The following is a 19,182-nucleotide window of genomic DNA, read 5'->3' as shown; positions in this document are numbered from 1 at the left end:
TTATCGGTGCTTGCAGGATTAAAATCAAAAATCATACTTTCACTATATAATATTTCCAGCTGATCGTTCGGAGCGCGTAAATCTTAAAATTTTTGGATTGAGCATTTTTACGTTCAAACTTACCGGTATTTTTTTCTGTACCTTTTTCTTTTTTATCTGCTTCGCTGCTAAAACCACTTACACGAAGTTCCCACCGCTTTACGGAATGGAAAATTATATTCAGCGCTGCCAGTCGCACTGATTCTGACGATATATCTGTTCCCTCAAGTATCTTGTTAACTGAAAACGTGATAGTGTCGTTACAGACTATAAATGTGATGGCTTCAATTGTTCTAACATCCATATCGGCAGGCAACATTATTCTATCTTGTTCAGGCGATAAAATAGCGACGTTATTTTTTCCAATCTTCACAGTTGCAGATACTTGTTTTTCTTTGTTTTTGAATTCAACGGTGTCGATGTATATTTTTAGTTTTGGGTTTTGAGCGCAAAACTCCGACGAGATCAAAGCCAGTAAAAAAATATAAACGTTCTTCATTTGCATGTGGTTAAATTTTTATTCAGAACCTGATTTATTCTTTTATTAGTGATGCAAAAACGCCAAGGCCACAACCTTCAAGACCATCCTGGAAGTTAAAGGCTAAACAATAGTTGCCTGTGGTTTTACATTCAAATTCGAGTTCGTTATAAAATTTCTTGAGGTTGGCATTGTAGGTTATACCGAGTAGAAATTCCATTTTCTCATTGTTGTAAATAGAGAGTATTGGTAAACCTTCGTAATCGGTATTCCTTACAGTATAGAATTTATATTTCACGCCCCTGTTAAGTGTAATGATCTGTTTTTTAAATTCAATGGCGTCCTTTTTTTTCTTTTCCTTCATATAAAGTGGAAAATCCTGCAGGAGCGTGTATTTTTTAAGACGGTCCACGGCCTCCGTCATCAGACGTTCATGGTTGCAACCGCCCTTTTTAAAACCAAAAACAGGCGACAGAATTACGAGTGAGATCAGGGTAAGTATAAAAAAATACGTTTTCTTTAATGACTTATTCATATTCATTTGCGTGGTTTTTTAAGTGAGAGAGGATTTTTAACTATTGGTGGCTTAATTATTTGTCTATAAGAAAAATATCAGACCTTAATTTTTTTACTTCGATTGAGATTGTTTGAATATCGGCAGGTGCTACTTCTATAATAGATTCTGAATTATCCGTAACAACGAGTTCGCCGTTTACTTCTTTCATTTCCGGTTCTTTATAGATATAAGATATTTTTACATGTGCATATGCCTTTTTAAGTCCAGCCAGTTTCATTTTCAGATCCTTGTAATAAGGAATGTTTTCGATTTTATTCAGTATTGCATAAATATTGTCGATGATGACTTTTTGCTCGCCTATTCTTTTTTTAACCTCGTCAGATGGATTCTCTTGTACTATGGCGGTGAACATATGTAAGCCCTCGAGCCATGAGCCCACAAGAATCAATACACTCAGGTCTCCGCGATTTTGAGATCTTAAATATTCATTGATCTGATTAAAATTATTAGTTGAGATCTGGATCAGGGAGTCTACATTATTCCGGTTTTTTGCCAGGGTGCTTAAGACTGAAAAATCAAGGAATTGATTTACCCGGAGTTCTTTCGAAACTGTATTTATGCTTTCGAGGTAATTCATGGTATAAAGCATTTTATTATTCAGATTCAGGTAACCAAGATCTACGCCATAGCCGCCTAAAGCAAGCGCCTGTGAATATTTGTCAGAATAGCTTTCTGCATTTTCAGAAGGAATCAAAAGTTCTTTTTTAAATCCACCTTTCGACTGAGTGATAAGATTTGCCATTTCTATAGGCGATGGCAAGGTTTGCATCATATCATCGAGCACTTCCCGTGAGATATTTACAGATTGCAATGTATCTGATTTAGTATTTAAAATATCGGCTTCGTTTTTATTGTCTGAGGAAGTGTTACATCCCGAAATAAGAAAGCCTGATAGGATTATCAATATATTTTTTTTCATGTTGGCGGTGTTTGTTTGACTTTAAATAGTAGTTGTAGTTTTGGGAATCTTCATTTTAAATGTGCGGTTGTCAAATACGCTTAACAAGCGCTTGAAAAAATTGAAGTATAAAATAAAAAACAGGAGTAGGTTAATTACCCAAATTACAAGGAGATTAAAAATAAAAGTCGGGATGAGGATGCCTGCAAAATATTTGTTTGCGCTTAGGAAGTGGGCATCGTAACTCATGAATTTAGCAGATGTTTCAGGATCTCTGAATATGGGGTCGATGATCTGGATCAACTCCTCATCCATCTCAATAATTTTCTCTTTCTCAAAAGAAGCTGTAACAATTTCGTCAAGTCTTCCGTTCAAATACTTTAGTTTTTCTTCTTCGTATGATTTTTTTCCACCCATAGCCCGGATTTTTTTAGTCACGAACTGTTCTTTGATGCGAACGACCGAATTATTTTTTTCTATATAAAATTTAGTTAGCGTATCCAGGTAATGTAAAACTGCGGAGGCTGATTTTTCATCGGGAACATTTAGCGTAAATCCTAAATTCTTTGCATCTTTCGCATCCTTTACTAATTGGTTTCTAATGATGGAGCTGGTAGCAAGGTAGGCACTCGCTGTTTCTTCATTTCTGCGTCCAACGAGTTCTTCCATTTTTGGAATAAAATAAACCAGCTTATAATTCAACTTACTTTCCAGTTTGTCGTAACTAAACTTGTCGCTGTTAAATTTGTTGTTGGTAAACATATCTACAATAATTGCTTCGTAGGCCCAGCGCGAAACCATTAAATTTGCAACTGGAGGCACCTTGTAACCGCCGCCAAACAAGCTGTTAAGTTTAGAATAACTGAACATAGCGCCACCCAGAATAAGCTGGGGAATAATGATTAAAGGAATTATAATATAGATCGTTACCGGACTGTTGAATGTCGACGAAAGGATCAAGCCTAAAATATTTGAGAAGCAAAAAACGGAAAAGAGCATGATAAAAAAGTCCAGATAATTAACGCGGATTTCTAATATCACGTTGCCAATTGCAACAAACAGAAGAGATTGTATAAAGGAAATCGAAAAGAGAATAATGACCTTTGATAATAAATAGGAAAGCCTGCTTAAATGCAAAAACTTTTCTCGTTTTAGTATTTTTTCGTCCCTGTATATTTCTTCAGCACTTATAGTAAGTCCCACTAACAATGAAGCTATAATGGCCATGAAAAAATAGGCCGGTATATTGTAGTTGTGCGCATAGATGTAGTTATCCGTCTTATTTCTGTCGATATACCTTATTATAAGACTAAGAAATAAAACAAGCACAGGCACCTCTAATGCATTAATAAGCAGGTATTGTTTATTGCCAATCTTCGCGTGGAAATCCCGCAGAAAAAAGTATAAGGTCTGTTTGATTTTTCCGGGAGTATTTAAAGATGTTTTAATTTTTTCTGTCACCTGTTGTTTTATGCCCGTGTCGAAAAATTTTTGGCGGTAAATTTCATAAAAATGAACAGGCTTAAGTCTTCTTTTCGAGGTGTAATTTCCATACTCATCAATTTCTTTTAACTCAATCAGGTTAAAGATAGTTTCCGGATTTACGCTTCCGCACGTTGAACACTCTGCTACCTCTGCATTAATTTGAAGTGTGGTTTTTTTGAAATGGATCACACTCTCCACGGGGTTGCCATAATACGCTGCAAAGCCACCTTTATCAAGGATCATAAGCTTATCAAACATTTTAAAAATATCTGATGAAGGCTGATGAATAACTACAAAAATAAGTTTGCCTTTGAATGTGAGTTCTTTTAACAGGTCCATTACGTTTTCTGAGTCCCGCGAGGAGAGACCTGAGGTAGGTTCATCCAGAAAAATAATATGAGGTTCTCTTAATAATTCAAGAGCAATATTTAGTCGTTTGCGCTGTCCACCGCTTATTTTTTTATTAAGTGCGTTACCTACCTTAATGTGTTTAATCTCTTCTAGTCCCAGCGAGGCCAGTGTTTTTAGGATCTTGTCGTCTGTTTCTTGTTCACTTAAATCTTTAAAACAAAGTTTTGCATTGTAATAAAGATTCTGGTACACGGTTAAGTCTTCAATCAGAAGATCATCCTGTGGAACGTATCCAATGACCCCATTTAACTCTGAATTAGATGTTGTTACGGGGGTATTGTTAATTAGGATAGTGCCATTCGATGGTTTTTCCTGGCCTGACAAAAGCGTTAATAAGGTTGTTTTGCCCGACCCGCTTGCTCCCATGATCCCAACTAAGTTTCCGGAACTTTCCTCGATGCGCAATTCGTTCAATGCCACTGTGCCGTTCGGAAACTTATGTTCCACAATATGTGCCGAGAAAGAAAAAACAGCATCCTGACGCTCTTCGTTAAAAAGGGTAATTACGTTAGAATAATAGATGGACGATTGCGGTAATCTTAAGGTGCTGCCTTGCGGAAATAGGTAGATAGACTCTGGCTGTATGACAATGCCGTTGAGAAACAACTCAGCCGAACCGTGGTATTTCAGTATAATTATGTTTATACTTTTGATGAAGTGCAATTTACATCTGTCGGTATAGTTCGGAATGTCGATGTAATGTTTGCAATTGTTTTTCTCAGAATCCAATCCTGTGCTTATGAGAATCTGATTTTGGTCGATGGCTTTTTCTTCCTGAAAAACGAATTGTTTTATTTCATTAAACTCTTGTTTTTCTATTTTAAAAACATCAGCAACCGTTTCAACAATTTGTACGCGGTTGAGAGAATGTTGCGAGTCTTTCTTAAAAAATTCGAGGAGCCTGATAAGAACTATTAATTTTTGCTTTTGGGCTAAAGTTTTGTTTATTTTTTTGCAGATGGAAAGTGTTCTAACCGAATCTTTCATAGAGGTGCGGTTTCTTTCTTTTTCATCGGTTGCAAGACTCTCTGATTTGGTTGCCTTAAAAAACGCAGTATAGATTTCCATATACTCTTTAACTCGGTCGGCGCTCAGTTGCGACGACAAAAAATTAAATACGTACGCCTCGTGGTTTTCGATCAGAACACCATCTTGTCTTGCGAGAATTGCAAATAATTGCATTAAGGCTTTTAAAATTTCTTCGCTCATTTGTAAACCGTGTTATCGTTCTCAAGAAGGTGAAAAGTACTTTGTTGTGAAAAATGACTTTGGAGGTATTCGCCGAAATCTTTCGAATCAACATCTTCCAAATCGTAGTACCAGAAAAAAATTATTTCTTTGCCGTGAATAGAAAAAGTTTTGCAAAGCGCTACAAGATCAACAAGAAAGCGGGTGGTATAGGTGTTAAAATAGTCAAACTTCAAATAAATCCGCAGGTGTTTTTTTCCATACCAGTTAAAAATATTTACCCATTCCAGTATGGGTTCAAAATAGCTGGTAACCGAGAGTGGGGCAGAAGAGCCCGAGATAGAGATCTCGCTTTTGTAAGGATCAAGCTGAATACTCGGTAAATAATCATTTCCATAAACCTGCACGTGTTGCAGGGGATGGAAATTCCTGATCTCATGCTTTAATTCATCGAATGAAAACATGCCATAGTCAGAAACTACACATTGTTTTTCGCTAACCACATTTATTTCTTCTATTTTTATTTCGTCTTCGAAAGTATTATAAGGTCTGGCAGAGTAGAAGGTTTTAGTTAGAAAAAGATCGTACGTGTTAAAATACTTCATGTACTGTATTCTATTCTGATCTTTATTTTTAAAATGAATGTTTACACCTTTCGCTTTTAGTAAGGGATTAGTTCTTGCCGGACTTAAATATATACTCTCCTTTGTGTCAGCATAAAGTTTATTGCAGGAAAGGAAAACAAGCAGATCCTGGTAAACCGCTTCCTCTATGTGCAGAATGCGCTTCAGAGAAGCGATCATCTTCTCGAGATCGCTATTTATCTTACCGCTATGGGAGTCAAAGTTTAAATTAAGTACGAGAAAAAAGAGGTAAAAACGCATTTCGGCGGTTAGCGGACGATCTATTTTTGAGTTTTCATTTAGTCGGTTGAGCCGGCTTGAATTTCGACTTCCGATTAAAGAAATTATTTTTTTTAATAGCGTATTTTCCGTGAATGAGCTTCCCAGCTTTAAACGGTGGAGGGTAACCAGGCTGTCTTTAGGCCAATTAAGTCCTGAGAGTACATTATTTATTTCAGTTACCATGGTAGTTTGTTTTAATATTAATAGGCTATAACATTGAACGGAACTTCAACAAGCTCTTTGTATTCTTCGCCGGCCTCCTGCATGTCATCGTCTGATTCGTTATAAAACCATTCGATACTAATTGCAAAGTTGTTTGAATTTTGAAGCTCCTCTAGTTTCATCAGGATGTCCAGGATAATTTTGGAAGAAGCTGTGTTAAAGTATTCAAGCTTAAATTTAAAAACCGTGTTAAGGCTTGTGGTAGTGGCAAAAAAATCCAACCACTCAAACACGGGTTTATAAAATGTGCTTACGTCTTCCGGTAAAGATCTTCCTGAGATCATAAACTCTTTTGTTTCGTTGTTAAAGCTAATTTCAGGCGTATCCTCAGTGCCAGATATCTTCAATTCAAGCGTTTCCATAGTATATATATTTAATTGTTACTTATTTTAGTGTATAAAACAAAAAAGGACTGGGTGGTATTAACGTCGTAAAATTTATATTCTAATTTGTTACCCGATTTTCTTGCCATGTCTATAAAGCCAAGACCTGCGCCACCCACATCACTTATAACGCTTTTGAGCCTGGCTTGCTTGTAAAACTCTTTAAGTTCCTCTTTGCTAAGGCTGTTTATTTCGTCTAGCTTAGATTCAAGCATTGCGATTTTATCTTTATTTATAAGGTTGCCGGTCGACATGTTGTAGTAGCTGTCACCCGCGCCTACCATCAGGAAAGGATTATGCTCAAAGACCTCTGTTTTAAACTGGTGCTTGCAAATGTTCTGAAGGCCTTCTACCATTATATTAAATAATTTTCTTCGCAGGCCTTCGTCAACGTTATCCTGCATCAGTTTTTTTTCGGTCATGGCAACCATCGACTTTATTATTTCCTGGTCAAATAAGCCCTGGTAAATGATTATTAATTTGTTGTCAAGCATTAACCTGAACATGTTGTAAATATTAATCTGACTGTCCATTATGAGCTAAAAATTTGATAAGGTTATTTTAAAAGACAAAAACTTATTGGTGGTGTCGAAAATGAATTCGTCACAGGATATTTTTTCTTTCGTACGTTTTGAAAGATCCAGCAAACTCATAAGCAAATGATTTTCCGTATTCTCTTTTTTTATCATTTCCTGATATAATTTTTCCTTAAGGTCGGGAGTGGTCATTGCGTTAACTTCCGCAATAAGTTTTTGAATACGCACAGCCGCATGATTATCAAAAACACTTCCCAGGTAAACCAGGTAATCGTCTTTCTTTTTTCCAATCAGAAAAAGACTGTTGTAAGTCGAGTTAAGCCCGTCATCTGAGGTACAGATATTTTGTGCGCATTCTACCACAAAATGAAAAATTCTTTTTTTTACAGATTCATTTAAGTCGAGTGTCGTAAGTTTATTGTCGGTCATTTTTATCAATGATTTAAGAAAATCCTGATTAAAATTTCCCATAATGGAAACCACGAATTGATGCTCGGACATTTGTTTGTGAATGCTCTTCGTTAACTCTATATACATCTGATTAAAATTTTACACCCATAATTAAGATATCGTCAATTTGTTTTTGATCACCTTTCCATTCAAGAAAAAAATCATACAATTTCGTCCTGGTTTCTTCCATCGGTCCTTTGCAATTCGACTCGATAAATAGTTTAAGATTTCTTGTCATGAGTTTTTTTCCAGTGGAGCCTATCTGATCGGGAAATCCATCCGTAAAGAGAAATATCCGGTCGTTGGCCTGAAATTGAAATTGTGTATCCGTAAAACTGTTTAAGCCTTTATAATGCATTCCGCCGATTGGAAATTTATCTCCGCTGTGTACAATTATTTCTTCGTCTCTCAACAGGAATAGGGGCCTGTGCGCGCCGCTGTACACTATTTCCCGGGTTTTGATATTTATTCTGCTAAGGCCAATGTCCATTCCGTCGCTGGAGTTATTATCCTGCACATTTTGTTTCAAAGTCTGTACAACCGCTGCGTGCAAATGGTTTAAGATCTGTGACGGAAGCATGATGTCCGATCCATTTGTTATATCGTTTAATAGCAGATTGCCTATCATAGACATCATTGCTCCAGGAACGCCGTGTCCTGTGCAATCTACAGCTGCCACGTATATAAAGTCGCCATGTTGAAACAACCATGGGAAATCACCGCTGATCATGTCTTTTGGTAAATACAGAATAAAACTTTCAGGCAAACAGGTTTGTAGATCTGCTTCTGTAGGATTAATAGCGAGTTGTATTTTACGGGCGTAGTTAATACTTTCTGTAATACGTTTATTTTGATTTTCTACAACTAGTTTAGTTCTGTTTAATTCGCCGATTGTATCGGTTAATTTTTTCTTTAGATCACGTTCGCGCCAGGTAGCGGCAATAAGGTGATTGTTGGTTTCTTCCAGCTCGTGGAATTGTATTTTCAAATTTTGTAGTTCGTTTTGAAGTGTTGCATTTTCTTCCCTCGTGCCGTCGAGTTCTTCTAAAACTTTATTATATTTTTGGTCAGTTTCCATGTACGTCAAAGTAAAAGTTATGAGGGGTCAGAAACAATAGGGTAAACAGCTAGTACTTGTTATGTGTTTAATTTATTTTTTTTATAGATTCTGGTAGTGGCATCGTACAAAGTGAATAGTTCTTTTGAACTATCAGGCAGCATGTCATAATAACCTATAATAAAATAACCATCGTCTTCTAACGAATCGTAAAACAAACGGAGTACTTTCATTTTAAGATGTTCATCAAAATAGATCATCACGTTTCTGCAAAAGATCAGGTTAAATTTTTTATGCATCTTATCCTGAACAAGATTATGCACATTAAAAGTAACGTGTCCCTTGAGTTCATCTTTCACAATAATCGTATTTTCCTCAACCTTAAAATACCTGGTTGGATCACCTTTAGGAAAGTAGCTGAGATAAGATTCGGTGTATTTTTTAAGAAGCATTTTATTATAAACGCCCTGTCTGGCTGTATTAAGAGCGGTTGTGCTAAGATCAGTGGCATGGGCCTTGCTTTTATTGAGCAGGTGTTGTTCTCGTAAAACAATGGCCATAGAGTAAATTTCTTCGCCTGTTGAACAGCCGGCATGCCAGATGTTGATATTAGATTTTGACTTAAGCGTCTCAAGTAAATCATCTTTTATTTTTAACCATACTTCCGGATTTCGAAATAATTCGGTTAGGTTTACTAGAAGATCATCAATATATTTTACAAGGAACTCTTTGTCCTTGAGGATTTTTGACCATAAGCCGACAAGTGAACCTAAATCGTTTTTGGCTATGAGTCTTGCAAATCCTCTTTTAAGTGATTTAGGTTCATAGCTTGTAAAGTCAATGCCATAACGGGTTTTTATCGCTGTGGTTAATGAATTTAGTTCTTCATTGCTTATTTCAATGCGCTGAGATATTTCTTTGAGCAAGCCTGACATAGATAGAAAAAATTAGAGTAAATAAATTTTTAAAAGTTTGGCTTATTGCATTGTATTTAACTGTGCTGTGTATTTTTTAATACTTTCAGCAAAAGAAGAGTCAAAAAGCCATAAGAATTGCGGACCAAAGTCAAGGTTCTCGGAAACAAAATGGGTGTTAAAACTCACAACGAACATATCGTCTTCGAGTTTACCTTTGATGTACTGATTGATCTGTTCGCTGCTGATTTTTTTGAGAGCGGGTACGCCTCCATATATTTTATGCTTTAGAATGTTAGAAAATTGTGTGATCACAGAGGCTGAAATAATGTTGTCAACCTCCAGCAAAATTCCGTCGCTCATTTCGGCCATGATAGCAGGATTGTTTCTTATTTCTTCGGGTAGGGCAGCCTGGCGGAGTTTGTCGGCCTCTTCTTCGCTAAAAATAAGACAGCAAATTCCTTTTAGATCTCCGATTATCTCAGTTAACAACAGATGAATGTTATTGCCTTTCTTGCTTGTAAAATCTGCAGGTTCTGACGATTTATTAAAACTATAATCCATCTCGTCGAGCGAAATTTTCTCTTTCATAAAAAACGAAAGAGATTCGGCTGCTTTAAACAAACCTTTGTTTACTATTTCGCTGGCAGCAGAAAGTTCTATATCACTAATTTTATTCATCATTTAAATTTCAATTTTTGAGGTTAGTTTTTCCTTAAATAGATTTTTCAGTATGCCTGCAACGTCCAGTACCAGGCAAATATTTCCATCTCCGAGAATGGTTGCACCACTGAACATGTGAATGTGCTGTACAGGTTTTTCCAATGCTTTTTCTACGATTTCTTTCTGCTGCATTAATTTATCAACCACAAGTCCTACCAGGTGTTTGTTATATGAAACAATAACCACGTCTAATTTTTGTCCCTCTTTTATCTTATCAAAAGTTTCATGAAAAGCGCCTTCTTCTATGGCTACTTGCAGACTTTCCATTTCAAATAGATCGTTTAAAAAAATGATAGAGATGGTTTTTCCAAGGTATTTGGATATGAGGCCTGTGCTTATTTTGTGGATGTCTTTGCGTTCGATAGAGATGACAGCTTCGGTATGCGTGAGCGCAAGAGCAAAGGTTTGATTATTTAGTTCAAATAACAGGGCCCCTTTAACAGCCATGGAGGAAGGCAACGATAAGGTGAAAACAGAACCTTTGCCAAGTTGGGTGCTTATAGTAATTTTTCCACCAATAGATTCTACTGAACGTCTTACTACATCCATTCCTACACCCCTTCCCGAAACCTCCGTGATTTTTTCAGCGTTCGAAAAACCCGGCTCAAAAAGGCACATCATTATTTCGTCATCACTGATAATTTTTGCGTACTCCTGCGAAATAATTCCTTTCTCAATGGCTTTCCTTTTTATTACAGCCAGATCTATTCCGTTTCCATCGTCATGCACTTCAATATATACAGTGTCTTTTTCATTAATGGCCCGGAGCGTTACTTTTCCCGTTTCAGGTTTACCCCGGTCAACTCTTTCCTGGGGAGATTCGATACCGTGACTAACAGAATTTCTAACTAAATGAACGAGCGAATCGCTCATAATACGCAGTATATTTCTGTCAATTTCTATCTCAGTTCCTTCCAGTATCAGGTCTACTTTTTTATTTTCAATAACGGCCACGTCGCGTAAAATGCGGTGAAACTTATTAAATAAAAAACCTATCTGCACCAAGCGCACATCCATAATGCCGTATTGCAGGTCGGATGTTATCCGGTGAAGTCTTGCCAGATCGGTTGACTGGTATCCGCGCTCTATGTTTAGTGCCGTGAGTGTATCTTTTTCAATAATCAGCTCCCCGATAATGTTGAGCAGGGCGTCTAACTTGCGCACAGGCACCTGAACCACATCAGAGAGAACGATTTTTTGTTCAATGTTTTCTTCTTCTTCTCCCTCTGATTCTGTTTGAACGGGATGTTTAGCTTCACTAGTTTCTACGATGGAAGTAAGTGCGTTTATTTTTTGATCGTTTGTTGCCGAAATGATTTCAGCTGGATTGTTGTCAGTTGCTTTTTGATCGTTAACCTGATCGTTAACCTGATCGTTGCGTCTTACGTTTTTAAGTATTACCTCCAGTTTTGTTTTTATGCCTTTGTATTTGATTTCTTCTCCTGTGTTCAAAGAATTTATCAACTGGCCTAAAACATCGTTGGCTTTAAATAGGCTGCTGAAAATAATAGAGTCTAATTTTAACCTGGTTGATTTTACTTCGTTAAAAATATCTTCCATCACATGGCTGAGTTCGGCGATGGATGCGAAGCCCATGCCCATAGCATTGCCTTTCAAAGTATGTGTGATCCTGAATATTGCATCCACTGCAGATTTGTTATGAATGTCTTTTTCAAGTTCGGTGAAGAGATTATTCAACTCTTCATAACCTTCCTGGGCTTCAGCTAAAAATATTTCCCTGTATTCTTTTTCTTTACTCATAAAATTAATTTTTAAGAAAGGCAACTTGTTAGAAAACCGCCTATTTCATTCAAGGGAACAATTTGTCTGATACATCCTTCTTCTACTGCAGCTCGTGGCATGCCATATACGACGCAGCTTTCCTGGTTTTGAGCAATGGTATATCCGCCTGATTCATAAATAGCTTTCATACCTTCAACGCCGTCCTTACCCATTCCGGTAAGTATAACCCCAATGCTCTTACTTCCATAAACCTGGGCAACGGATAACATGAGTCCGGTAACTGATGGAAAATTAAATTCTTTATACCTTTGATGTGTGTAGTCGATCAGCACTTTGTCATTTTCTCTTCGCACAATGATGTTCCTGCTCCCGGGAGCTATCAATATCTTTCCTTTTTCAATGATGTCGTCTTTTCTTGCCATACTCACCGACAGGGGTGTTAGCGCATCCAACCTGGAAGCAAAAGAAGGAACAAAATTAGAGGGCATGTGCTGAGCAATTAAAACAGGAATGTTTAAGTTGCCAGGTAAATTCGTGATTACTTTTTCAACAGCTGTGGGCCCGCCGGTAGAAGACCCTATTACAATAATGTCAAAGTTTGATTGATCAATAAAAGAATGGGGATTGATGTTTATTATTTTGTCAATTTTTACCGGATGCGCAAGGCTGATTTCTGACGCCTCTTTTACTTTTCTTATTAAGGGCTCTCCAACTTCGCGGATGTTTGAATTGTTATTGGCGGGTTTATTAAGATAATCTATAGCTCCAAGAGATAATGCTTCCATAACCGGCGACATATCTGTGTTACCCAAAGCACTTAAAATAATGATGGGTGTGGCACAAGATTCCATTATTTTTTTTACGCCATAAATTCCATCATACTCTCCCATGGTCATATCCAGCAAAACAACATCGGGTTTGTGCAAAGCACACAATGCCGCGGCTTCCTTGCCGTCTTTGGCCTGCGCTATAACCTGTATCTGGCTTTCTCCTTCGAGAATATCTTTTATGAGTATCCTCATAAATACAGAGTCGTCTGCAATCAGCACCCTTATAGTTTTGTTAAGTCCCACCTTCTATATGAATTTAGGAAGTCATTACTTTATTCACAGCGGTAATCAGGCCCTCAGTGGTGAAAGGTTTTACAATGTAATCTGAAGCGCCAAGAGTCATGCCTTCCTGTATGACAGATTCCTGTCCTACAGCGCTTATCATAATGACTTTTGAAGCTATGCCTTCGTCTTGCTTCAGTACTTTTAAAATGTCCGTTCCTATCATGTCGGGAAGAATATTGTCAAGTGTTATGAGGTCAGGTTTTAATTCAAGGGCCATGTCTATTGCCGACTCCCCGTTTCCTGCTTGACCTACAACATCATAACCAGCATTTTTTAATGCTTCGTTTATCATGGTACGCATGTACAATGAATCATCAACTATTAAAACTCTTTTGCTCATAATGGTATTTTAGTTATTGTTTTATTAATACGTCTTTAGTGTTTTCTGCTTCTATCAATTTGATCATGTCGATCAGAATAATCATTCGCTCTCCCGATTTCACTACTCCTATAACACTGTTGGTGTCAAACGAAGTGTATTGAACGAAGTTAGAGGCTGTGTCAATATCAGATACATTGATAGAGAGGGTATTCGGAACTTCTTTTACAAGCACACCCACTTTATACTCTTCGCTTTCAACAACTAAAGTGTAATTGGAATTAGCCGATACCTCTGCTGATGTTATTTTTGTTAAACCAAATTTTTGCTCCAGGTCCATTATCGCAATTATACTACCGCGTATGTTGGCTACTCCCTTTATGTGTTCGGAGGTTTGCGGCATTCTTGCAATTCTTGGAGTTAAAACAACTTCTTTGATTTGTTCGATGGACAGGCCATACTCTTCACTTCCAAGTTTGAAAATAATGAGCTGCATTCTTTCAGAATGTTCGCGCTTTTGAATCTCCTTCCCGGCTTCACGCTTTACATCATCTAATGTATATTCTGTGGTTGAACTCATAGTGATTGTTTTAAGGGTTATTATTTTAGTTTGAATTTGGAAATACTGTCTTGTAGCTGATTCGCTACATTTGCCAGATCTTTGCTGGTTGCAGTAACTTCATTCATACCCTGACTTAGTTCTTTTCCAGAACTCGCTACCTGTTCGGTGCCTGAGGCTGTTTCTTCTGCTACCACTACAATTTTTTCGATATTTTTCACAGTGGAGTTGATCGATTCTTTTTGAATAACCGTAGCATCAACAATTTCTTTTGAAAGATCGAGCGTTTCACTGCTGGTTTTCTCAATGTTCTGAAACACAACTTCAGCTTCCTTAGAGGCGGTATTCCCGCTTTTAACACTCACTTCCATTGTTTCAATAGACTTACCCGCAGACGAAACGTCTTTTTGCACTTCACGAATCACTTTTTCAATATCTATGGCCGATTTACGTGAACCTTCCGCCAGTTTTCTGATTTCTTCAGCAACCACAGCAAAGCCTCTGCCAGCCTCACCTGCACGCGCTGCCTCGATAGCTGCGTTTAAGGCCAGTAAATTTGTTTGAGACGCAATGTCTGTAATAACGCTTAGTGTGCTTGCGATCTCTTCAGAACGTTGTGCCAGGATATTAATAGAATTGGAAGTGATAGAAGCTGAGTTTAAAATTTCGCTCATGTTATCCACCACTTTGCGTATCGTAGACAAACCTTCGGTGGCACTTTTCTGACCACGTTCTGCCGCAACATTAATTACTTCTGCTTTTTTACCCATTTCATTTGCCGATTTCAAAACGCCATCTATCAGTTTGCTCGACTCGTCTGTTTGTTGAGCTTGCTGTTGCGCTCCTTCAGCCATTTGCTGTGTTGCTGAGGCCACCTCCTGGGTGGTGTTTTTCATTTGCTCTCCTTTGGTTAAAAGTTCTTCTGCCGAGGAAGCTACAAGATTCGCGATCTGGGAAATATTGCTTAGTAAGCTGTTTAAATTAGCAGTTGCGGTGTTAAGAGAATCACCCATCATTTTTAGTTCTCCTTTTGAATCAATCGCATACCGTTGGGTAAGATCACCCGAAGCAAGCGCACTTACAACGCGTTTAACTTCTATAGTTGATTTTTCGGTTTCGAGTGTTGCTTCCTTTTGCGCAGTAATATCAATGGCAATTTTAATAACCTTTACTACTTTGCCTTCGTCGTTTTTTACAGGGGTGTAAGCTGCCTGGATCCACACTTCTTTTCCGTCCCTGGTCATGCGCTTAAACTGTCCCTGCTGTGTAATGCCATTACCCAGATCGTCCCAGAATTTTTTGTATTCAGATGAACGTTTAGTTTCGGAGTCGATAAACATAGAGTGATGATTGCCGACTAAATCTTTAGCGTTTGAATAGCCTAGTGTGCTTACGAAATTTTCATTGGCGTCAATGATGGTTCCTTTCGTATCAAATTCGATTTCGGCGAAAGAGGCATCCACTGTTGATTTTAAGCCTTGTGCATTTAGCGCTGCGATTTTCTGAAGGGTAATATCGGTAGCGATTTTAATCACTTTTATGACTTTGCCGGTGTTATCTTTTACCGGGGAATATACAGCCTGTAGCCATATTTCATCGCCTGATCTGGTAATACGTTTAAACTGATCGTTGTTTTCTTTCCCGTTTGAAAGATCCATCCAGAATCTCGAATAATCAGGTGTGTTACTATAATTTTTGTCAACGAATATGCGGTGGTGTTTTCCTTTAATTTCTTCCAAAGAATACCCTACTGCTTTTAGAAAATTTGTATTTGCGGTAAGGATGTTACCGTTAGGATCGAATTCGATAGAGGCAAAGGATGAGTCGATAGCTGTGGTTATGCCCTTCATTTCAGCACTTGCCCTGGCCATCTCCTCTTGTGTGGCCGACATTTCCTCCATCTGCTGGCGGATCTCTTCTTCCTGTGCTTTTAATTCTTCGGCTGCCTGTTTGGCTTCTTCACGCATTTGTACCTGTGAAGAGATATCGGTTGCGATCTTAATAACTTTAATTACTTTGCCTTCTTCATTGGTAACTGGAGTGTAGGCCGCCTGGATCCATACTTCTTTCCCATCTCTGGTAATGCGTTTAAATTCTCCGGCTTGCGTGAGGCCGTTACCCAGATCATCCCAGAATTTTTTATACTCTAAAGAACGTTTATACTCATTATCCACAAACATAGAATGATGACCTCCGAGAATGTCTTTTGAGGAATTGTAACCCAGCGTTCTTACAAAGTTTTCGTTAACCTCTAAAATATTCCCTTTTGTATCAAATTCAATCTCGGCGAACGAAGCATCTACAGTCGTTTTTAAACCTTGTGCATTAAGTGCCGCATTTTTTTGATTTGTAATATCGGTAGCGATTTTAATCACTTTTATTACTTTACCGGTGCTATCTTTTACAGGAGAATAAACAGCCTGCAACCAAATTTCATCGCCTGATTTTGTGATGCGTTTAAACTGATCATTGTTTTCTTTTCCGTTGGCGAGATCTACCCAGAATCTTGAATAGTCGGCAGTGTTAGCATAATTTTTGTCAACGAATAGGCGGTGGTGTTTACCTTTAATGTCTTCTAAAGAATAGCCTACAGCTTTTAAAAAATTTGCATTTGCGGTGAGAATGTTTCCGTTAGTATCAAATTCAATTGAGGCAAAGGAAGTATCTATAGCGGTAGTTATACCTTTCATTTCAGCACTTGCCCTAGCCATCTCCTCTTGTGTAGCCGACATTTCTTCCATCTGCTGGCGGATCTCTTCCTCCTGTGCCTTTAATTCCTCAGCCGATTGTTTTGCTTCTTCACGCATTTGTACCTGCGGAGACACGTCGGTAGCTATTTTAACTACCTTTAGTATTCTTCCCATTTCGTCTTTAACCGGCGAGTAAACTGCCTGCAGCCAAATTTCTTTTCCCGATTTGGTTATCCTCTTAAATTCGTTTATCTGAACGTTGCCTTGTTTGAGGTCTTCCCAGAATTTAACGTAGTCTATCGAATTACCATAGCTACTTTCAACAAATATGCGATGGTGTTTACCTTTAATTTCGTTCAGGTTATAACCCATCGAATTCAAAAAGTTTCCATTCGCTGTGATAATTTCCCCGTTAATATCAAATTCAATAAAGGCATAAGAGGCATCAATAGCGTCTGCAATTCCCTGCATGCGTTGATTTTCCAAAGTGCTCTGAGTCATAGATCCATTTCCGTTAGTAGTACGTTGGTCTGTGCCAAATTCGTTTTGATTTTCGGAAGTGTTGAACGTATCATCCGATTTTTTCATATTATTTCCTAAAGCCATAGTAGAGTGTTTTAATTATTTATTGTTTAATTGATATGTTCGGTTGTGTGTTTAAGAATCGTCAAAAGTTCGTTTGAGATATTTATATAATCTTTGGCGCTGGTGGATGTGGGAGCGTATTCTATAACGCTTATACCAAACGAGGGAGCTTCAGCGGCTTTAACATTGTTGCGTACGTGGTTATTAAAAACGTTTACGCTGTAATTGTCTCTAATGTATGTTAATACTTCTTCTGACAATTTTCTGCTTTCATTCACAATAACACCCAGTGCGCCGATCACTTTAAGATGAGGGTTTGTTGTAGTTTGAATTCTGGTTACTTCCACTAATATCTGATCAAGTCCTTGTATGGATAGTATTTCAAAAACCAAAGGGATAATTATTCCATTAGCCGCTGTAAAAGCGTTAACCGTGTAGATGGAAAGAGAAGGGGCGCAATCTATAATTATAAAATCGTAGTTGTTTGTTATTTTATCAAGAGCTTTTTTTAATAAAAATTCTTTATCCGCTTTCGCAGCAATTAATTCCATGCTTGTGTAGAGTCTGCCGTCAGCACTCAGTACATGCACATTATTTACATCGCAGGCAACCTCTTCAAAAGAATGGGTGCCAAGCATAAAATCGGCAACTGTCAGTTGCTGTTTTGCCAGTCCGAGCGAGTAGCTCAGATTTCCCTGAGGATCGAGATCAATGAGCAGAACTCTCTTACCGGAATCGCTCAGAGCTTTCCCTAGATTTATGACTGAGGTAGTCTTTCCGGTTCCTCCTTTATGATTGGCAAAAGCAATTATCATGGTTTTAATCTCCCTACAAACTAATGCAATCTTCAAGCGGAAAGGAATAAGGTGAAAAGCCGAATGTTATTCCTGTAAAGCCTCGGAAAACACTATTGATACTAGGGTAAATACCTAGTTCATGAGGTAGAGAAAAGTCTGTAGTGGCCTGTGTTAACAGGGTTCGCGCGGCTATTCATAATTTTAAGAAAATTACGCGTGTTTAAATTCAGGCCGGCATTTTAAACATTGTAGATAGCCATTTAAATATACTTTTGCGGTAAAATAGTCAGGCATGAATAAAATTGAAAACTGGAATCTGGATTCGCTTTACGAAAAGTTGCAGAATAAATACAATCTCGATCTTTCAAACTATGCCGCGGCCTCACTGGAGCGCAGGATAGAGAGGTTTTTAAGTCTTCACCCATTTGAAGATGTAGTTGCCTTAACTCAAAAGCTTTTAAACGATGTCACTTTTTTTGATTTGTTTGTGCAGGAGATCACTGTAAATACTACTGAAATGTTTCGCGATCCGCAATGCTGGAATAGTATTCGGACTGAGATTTTAAAGCACCTGAAAGAATTTCCTTCCATTAGAATATGGCACGCGGGCTGCTCTTCGGGCGAAGAAGTTTTTTCAATGGCTATACTTCTCAAAGAAGAAGGCTTATACCATAAAGCAAAAATGGTTGCCTCCGACCTCAATAAAGAAGTTATTTTAAATGCTACTAAAGGAAAATACTCCTTAAAGTCTATGCCGCTTAACGAGGAGAATTACATTAAATCGGGCGGCAGACACGCTTTGTCAGACTATTATACCACAAAAGATTCAGATGTAATTATGGATCCCTATTTATTGGAAAATGTAAAATTCCTGAAACATGATTTATCAGCAGGATCAAGTTTTTCAAAATTTGATATGATTCTTTGCAGAAACGTCATGATTTATTTTAATAAAACATTGCAGGAGAGAGTTTTTCATTTGTTTCATCAAAGCTTGTTCAAAAAGGGTTTCGTTGTAATTGGAAAAAAAGAAACGATGTCTTATTATGAAAATTTCAGAAGTTTCTCCGAATACGATTCGATAGAAAAAATTTACCAACTGATTTAA

General features: G+C 37.7%; 18 protein-coding genes. 1 reads left to right on the top strand and 17 read right to left on the bottom strand.

Features of this window, described 5'->3' with window-relative positions; translation table 11 throughout:
• Positions 1-31 precede the first annotated feature (31 nt).
• From CNR22_23075 to CNR22_22995, 17 genes are read right to left on the bottom strand one after another with little or no spacing between them, the layout of a single operon-like run.
• Complete coding sequence (locus CNR22_23075; GenBank protein PBQ34541.1) at positions 32-544, bottom strand: hypothetical protein; 513 nt, start codon at positions 542-544, stop codon at positions 32-34.
• 28 nt (positions 545-572) lie between these two features.
• Entirely contained in the window at positions 573-1,052 is a 480-nt protein-coding gene (locus CNR22_23070) for a hypothetical protein (GenBank protein PBQ34540.1), read from the bottom strand.
• A 55-nt stretch (positions 1,053-1,107) separates the two neighbouring features.
• On the bottom strand, positions 1,108-2,013 hold the full coding sequence (locus CNR22_23065; GenBank protein PBQ34539.1) for a hypothetical protein: 906 nt from the start codon (positions 2,011-2,013) through the stop codon (positions 1,108-1,110).
• A gap of 21 nt (positions 2,014-2,034) precedes the next feature.
• Complete coding sequence (locus tag CNR22_23060; protein ID PBQ34538.1) at positions 2,035-5,097, bottom strand: ABC transporter; 3,063 nt, start codon at positions 5,095-5,097, stop codon at positions 2,035-2,037.
• Positions 5,094-6,164 carry a hypothetical protein gene (locus CNR22_23055; protein PBQ34537.1) on the bottom strand — a complete coding sequence of 357 codons (1,071 nt, stop codon included), beginning with the start codon at positions 6,162-6,164 and terminating at the stop codon, positions 5,094-5,096. Before CNR22_23055 ends, CNR22_23060 begins: the two co-directional genes overlap by 4 nt.
• Positions 6,165-6,181: 17 nt before the next feature.
• Positions 6,182-6,565 carry a nuclear pore complex subunit gene (locus CNR22_23050; protein PBQ34536.1) on the bottom strand — a complete coding sequence of 128 codons (384 nt, stop codon included), beginning with the start codon at positions 6,563-6,565 and terminating at the stop codon, positions 6,182-6,184.
• An 11-nt stretch (positions 6,566-6,576) separates the two neighbouring features.
• Positions 6,577-7,119: a hypothetical protein gene (locus CNR22_23045; protein PBQ34535.1), complete on the bottom strand. Its 543-nt coding sequence runs from the start codon at positions 7,117-7,119 to the stop codon at positions 6,577-6,579.
• Positions 7,120-7,125: 6 nt separating this feature from the next.
• Complete coding sequence (locus tag CNR22_23040) at positions 7,126-7,659, bottom strand: hypothetical protein (protein PBQ34534.1); 534 nt, start codon at positions 7,657-7,659, stop codon at positions 7,126-7,128.
• 4 nt (positions 7,660-7,663) lie between these two features.
• Positions 7,664-8,650, bottom strand: coding sequence for a hypothetical protein (locus tag CNR22_23035; protein ID PBQ34533.1), 987 nt, complete (start codon positions 8,648-8,650; stop codon positions 7,664-7,666).
• A 59-nt stretch (positions 8,651-8,709) separates the two neighbouring features.
• Positions 8,710-9,564 carry a chemotaxis protein CheR gene (locus tag CNR22_23030; protein ID PBQ34532.1) on the bottom strand — a complete coding sequence of 285 codons (855 nt, stop codon included), beginning with the start codon at positions 9,562-9,564 and terminating at the stop codon, positions 8,710-8,712.
• Positions 9,565-9,606: 42 nt separating this feature from the next.
• Positions 9,607-10,227: a hypothetical protein gene (locus CNR22_23025; GenBank protein ID PBQ34531.1), complete on the bottom strand. Its 621-nt coding sequence runs from the start codon at positions 10,225-10,227 to the stop codon at positions 9,607-9,609.
• Positions 10,228-12,051, bottom strand: a complete 1,824-nt coding sequence (locus CNR22_23020; GenBank protein ID PBQ34530.1) for a hypothetical protein — start codon at positions 12,049-12,051, stop codon at positions 10,228-10,230. It lies immediately after the preceding gene.
• The gene (locus CNR22_23015; GenBank protein ID PBQ34529.1) at positions 12,039-13,058 is read right to left on the bottom strand and encodes a chemotaxis response regulator protein-glutamate methylesterase; all 1,020 of its coding nucleotides are present in this window, start codon (positions 13,056-13,058) and stop codon (positions 12,039-12,041) included. The genes CNR22_23020 and CNR22_23015 overlap by 13 nt, the downstream gene beginning before the upstream one ends.
• Before the next feature lie 37 nt (positions 13,059-13,095).
• Positions 13,096-13,464 carry a response regulator gene (locus tag CNR22_23010; protein PBQ34528.1) on the bottom strand — a complete coding sequence of 123 codons (369 nt, stop codon included), beginning with the start codon at positions 13,462-13,464 and terminating at the stop codon, positions 13,096-13,098.
• Between the two features lie 13 nt (positions 13,465-13,477).
• Complete coding sequence (locus tag CNR22_23005; GenBank protein ID PBQ34527.1) at positions 13,478-14,023, bottom strand: chemotaxis protein CheW; 546 nt, start codon at positions 14,021-14,023, stop codon at positions 13,478-13,480.
• Positions 14,024-14,043: 20 nt separating this feature from the next.
• Positions 14,044-17,298: a hypothetical protein gene (locus CNR22_23000; protein ID PBQ34526.1), complete on the bottom strand. Its 3,255-nt coding sequence runs from the start codon at positions 17,296-17,298 to the stop codon at positions 14,044-14,046.
• A gap of 26 nt (positions 17,299-17,324) precedes the next feature.
• Positions 17,325-18,092: a hypothetical protein gene (locus CNR22_22995; protein PBQ34525.1), complete on the bottom strand. Its 768-nt coding sequence runs from the start codon at positions 18,090-18,092 to the stop codon at positions 17,325-17,327.
• A gap of 274 nt (positions 18,093-18,366) precedes the next feature.
• Between CNR22_22995 and CNR22_22990 the strand changes: the two genes are divergently transcribed.
• Entirely contained in the window at positions 18,367-19,182 is an 816-nt protein-coding gene (locus CNR22_22990; GenBank protein ID PBQ34524.1) for a chemotaxis protein CheR, read from the top strand.

The sequence above is a fragment of the Sphingobacteriaceae bacterium genome (assembly GCA_002319075.1).
GTDB lineage: Bacteria > Bacteroidota > Bacteroidia > B-17B0 > Aurantibacillaceae > Aurantibacillus.
The sequence above is the reverse complement of the archived record's forward strand: the minus strand, read 5'-3'. Positions and strand labels throughout refer to the sequence as shown.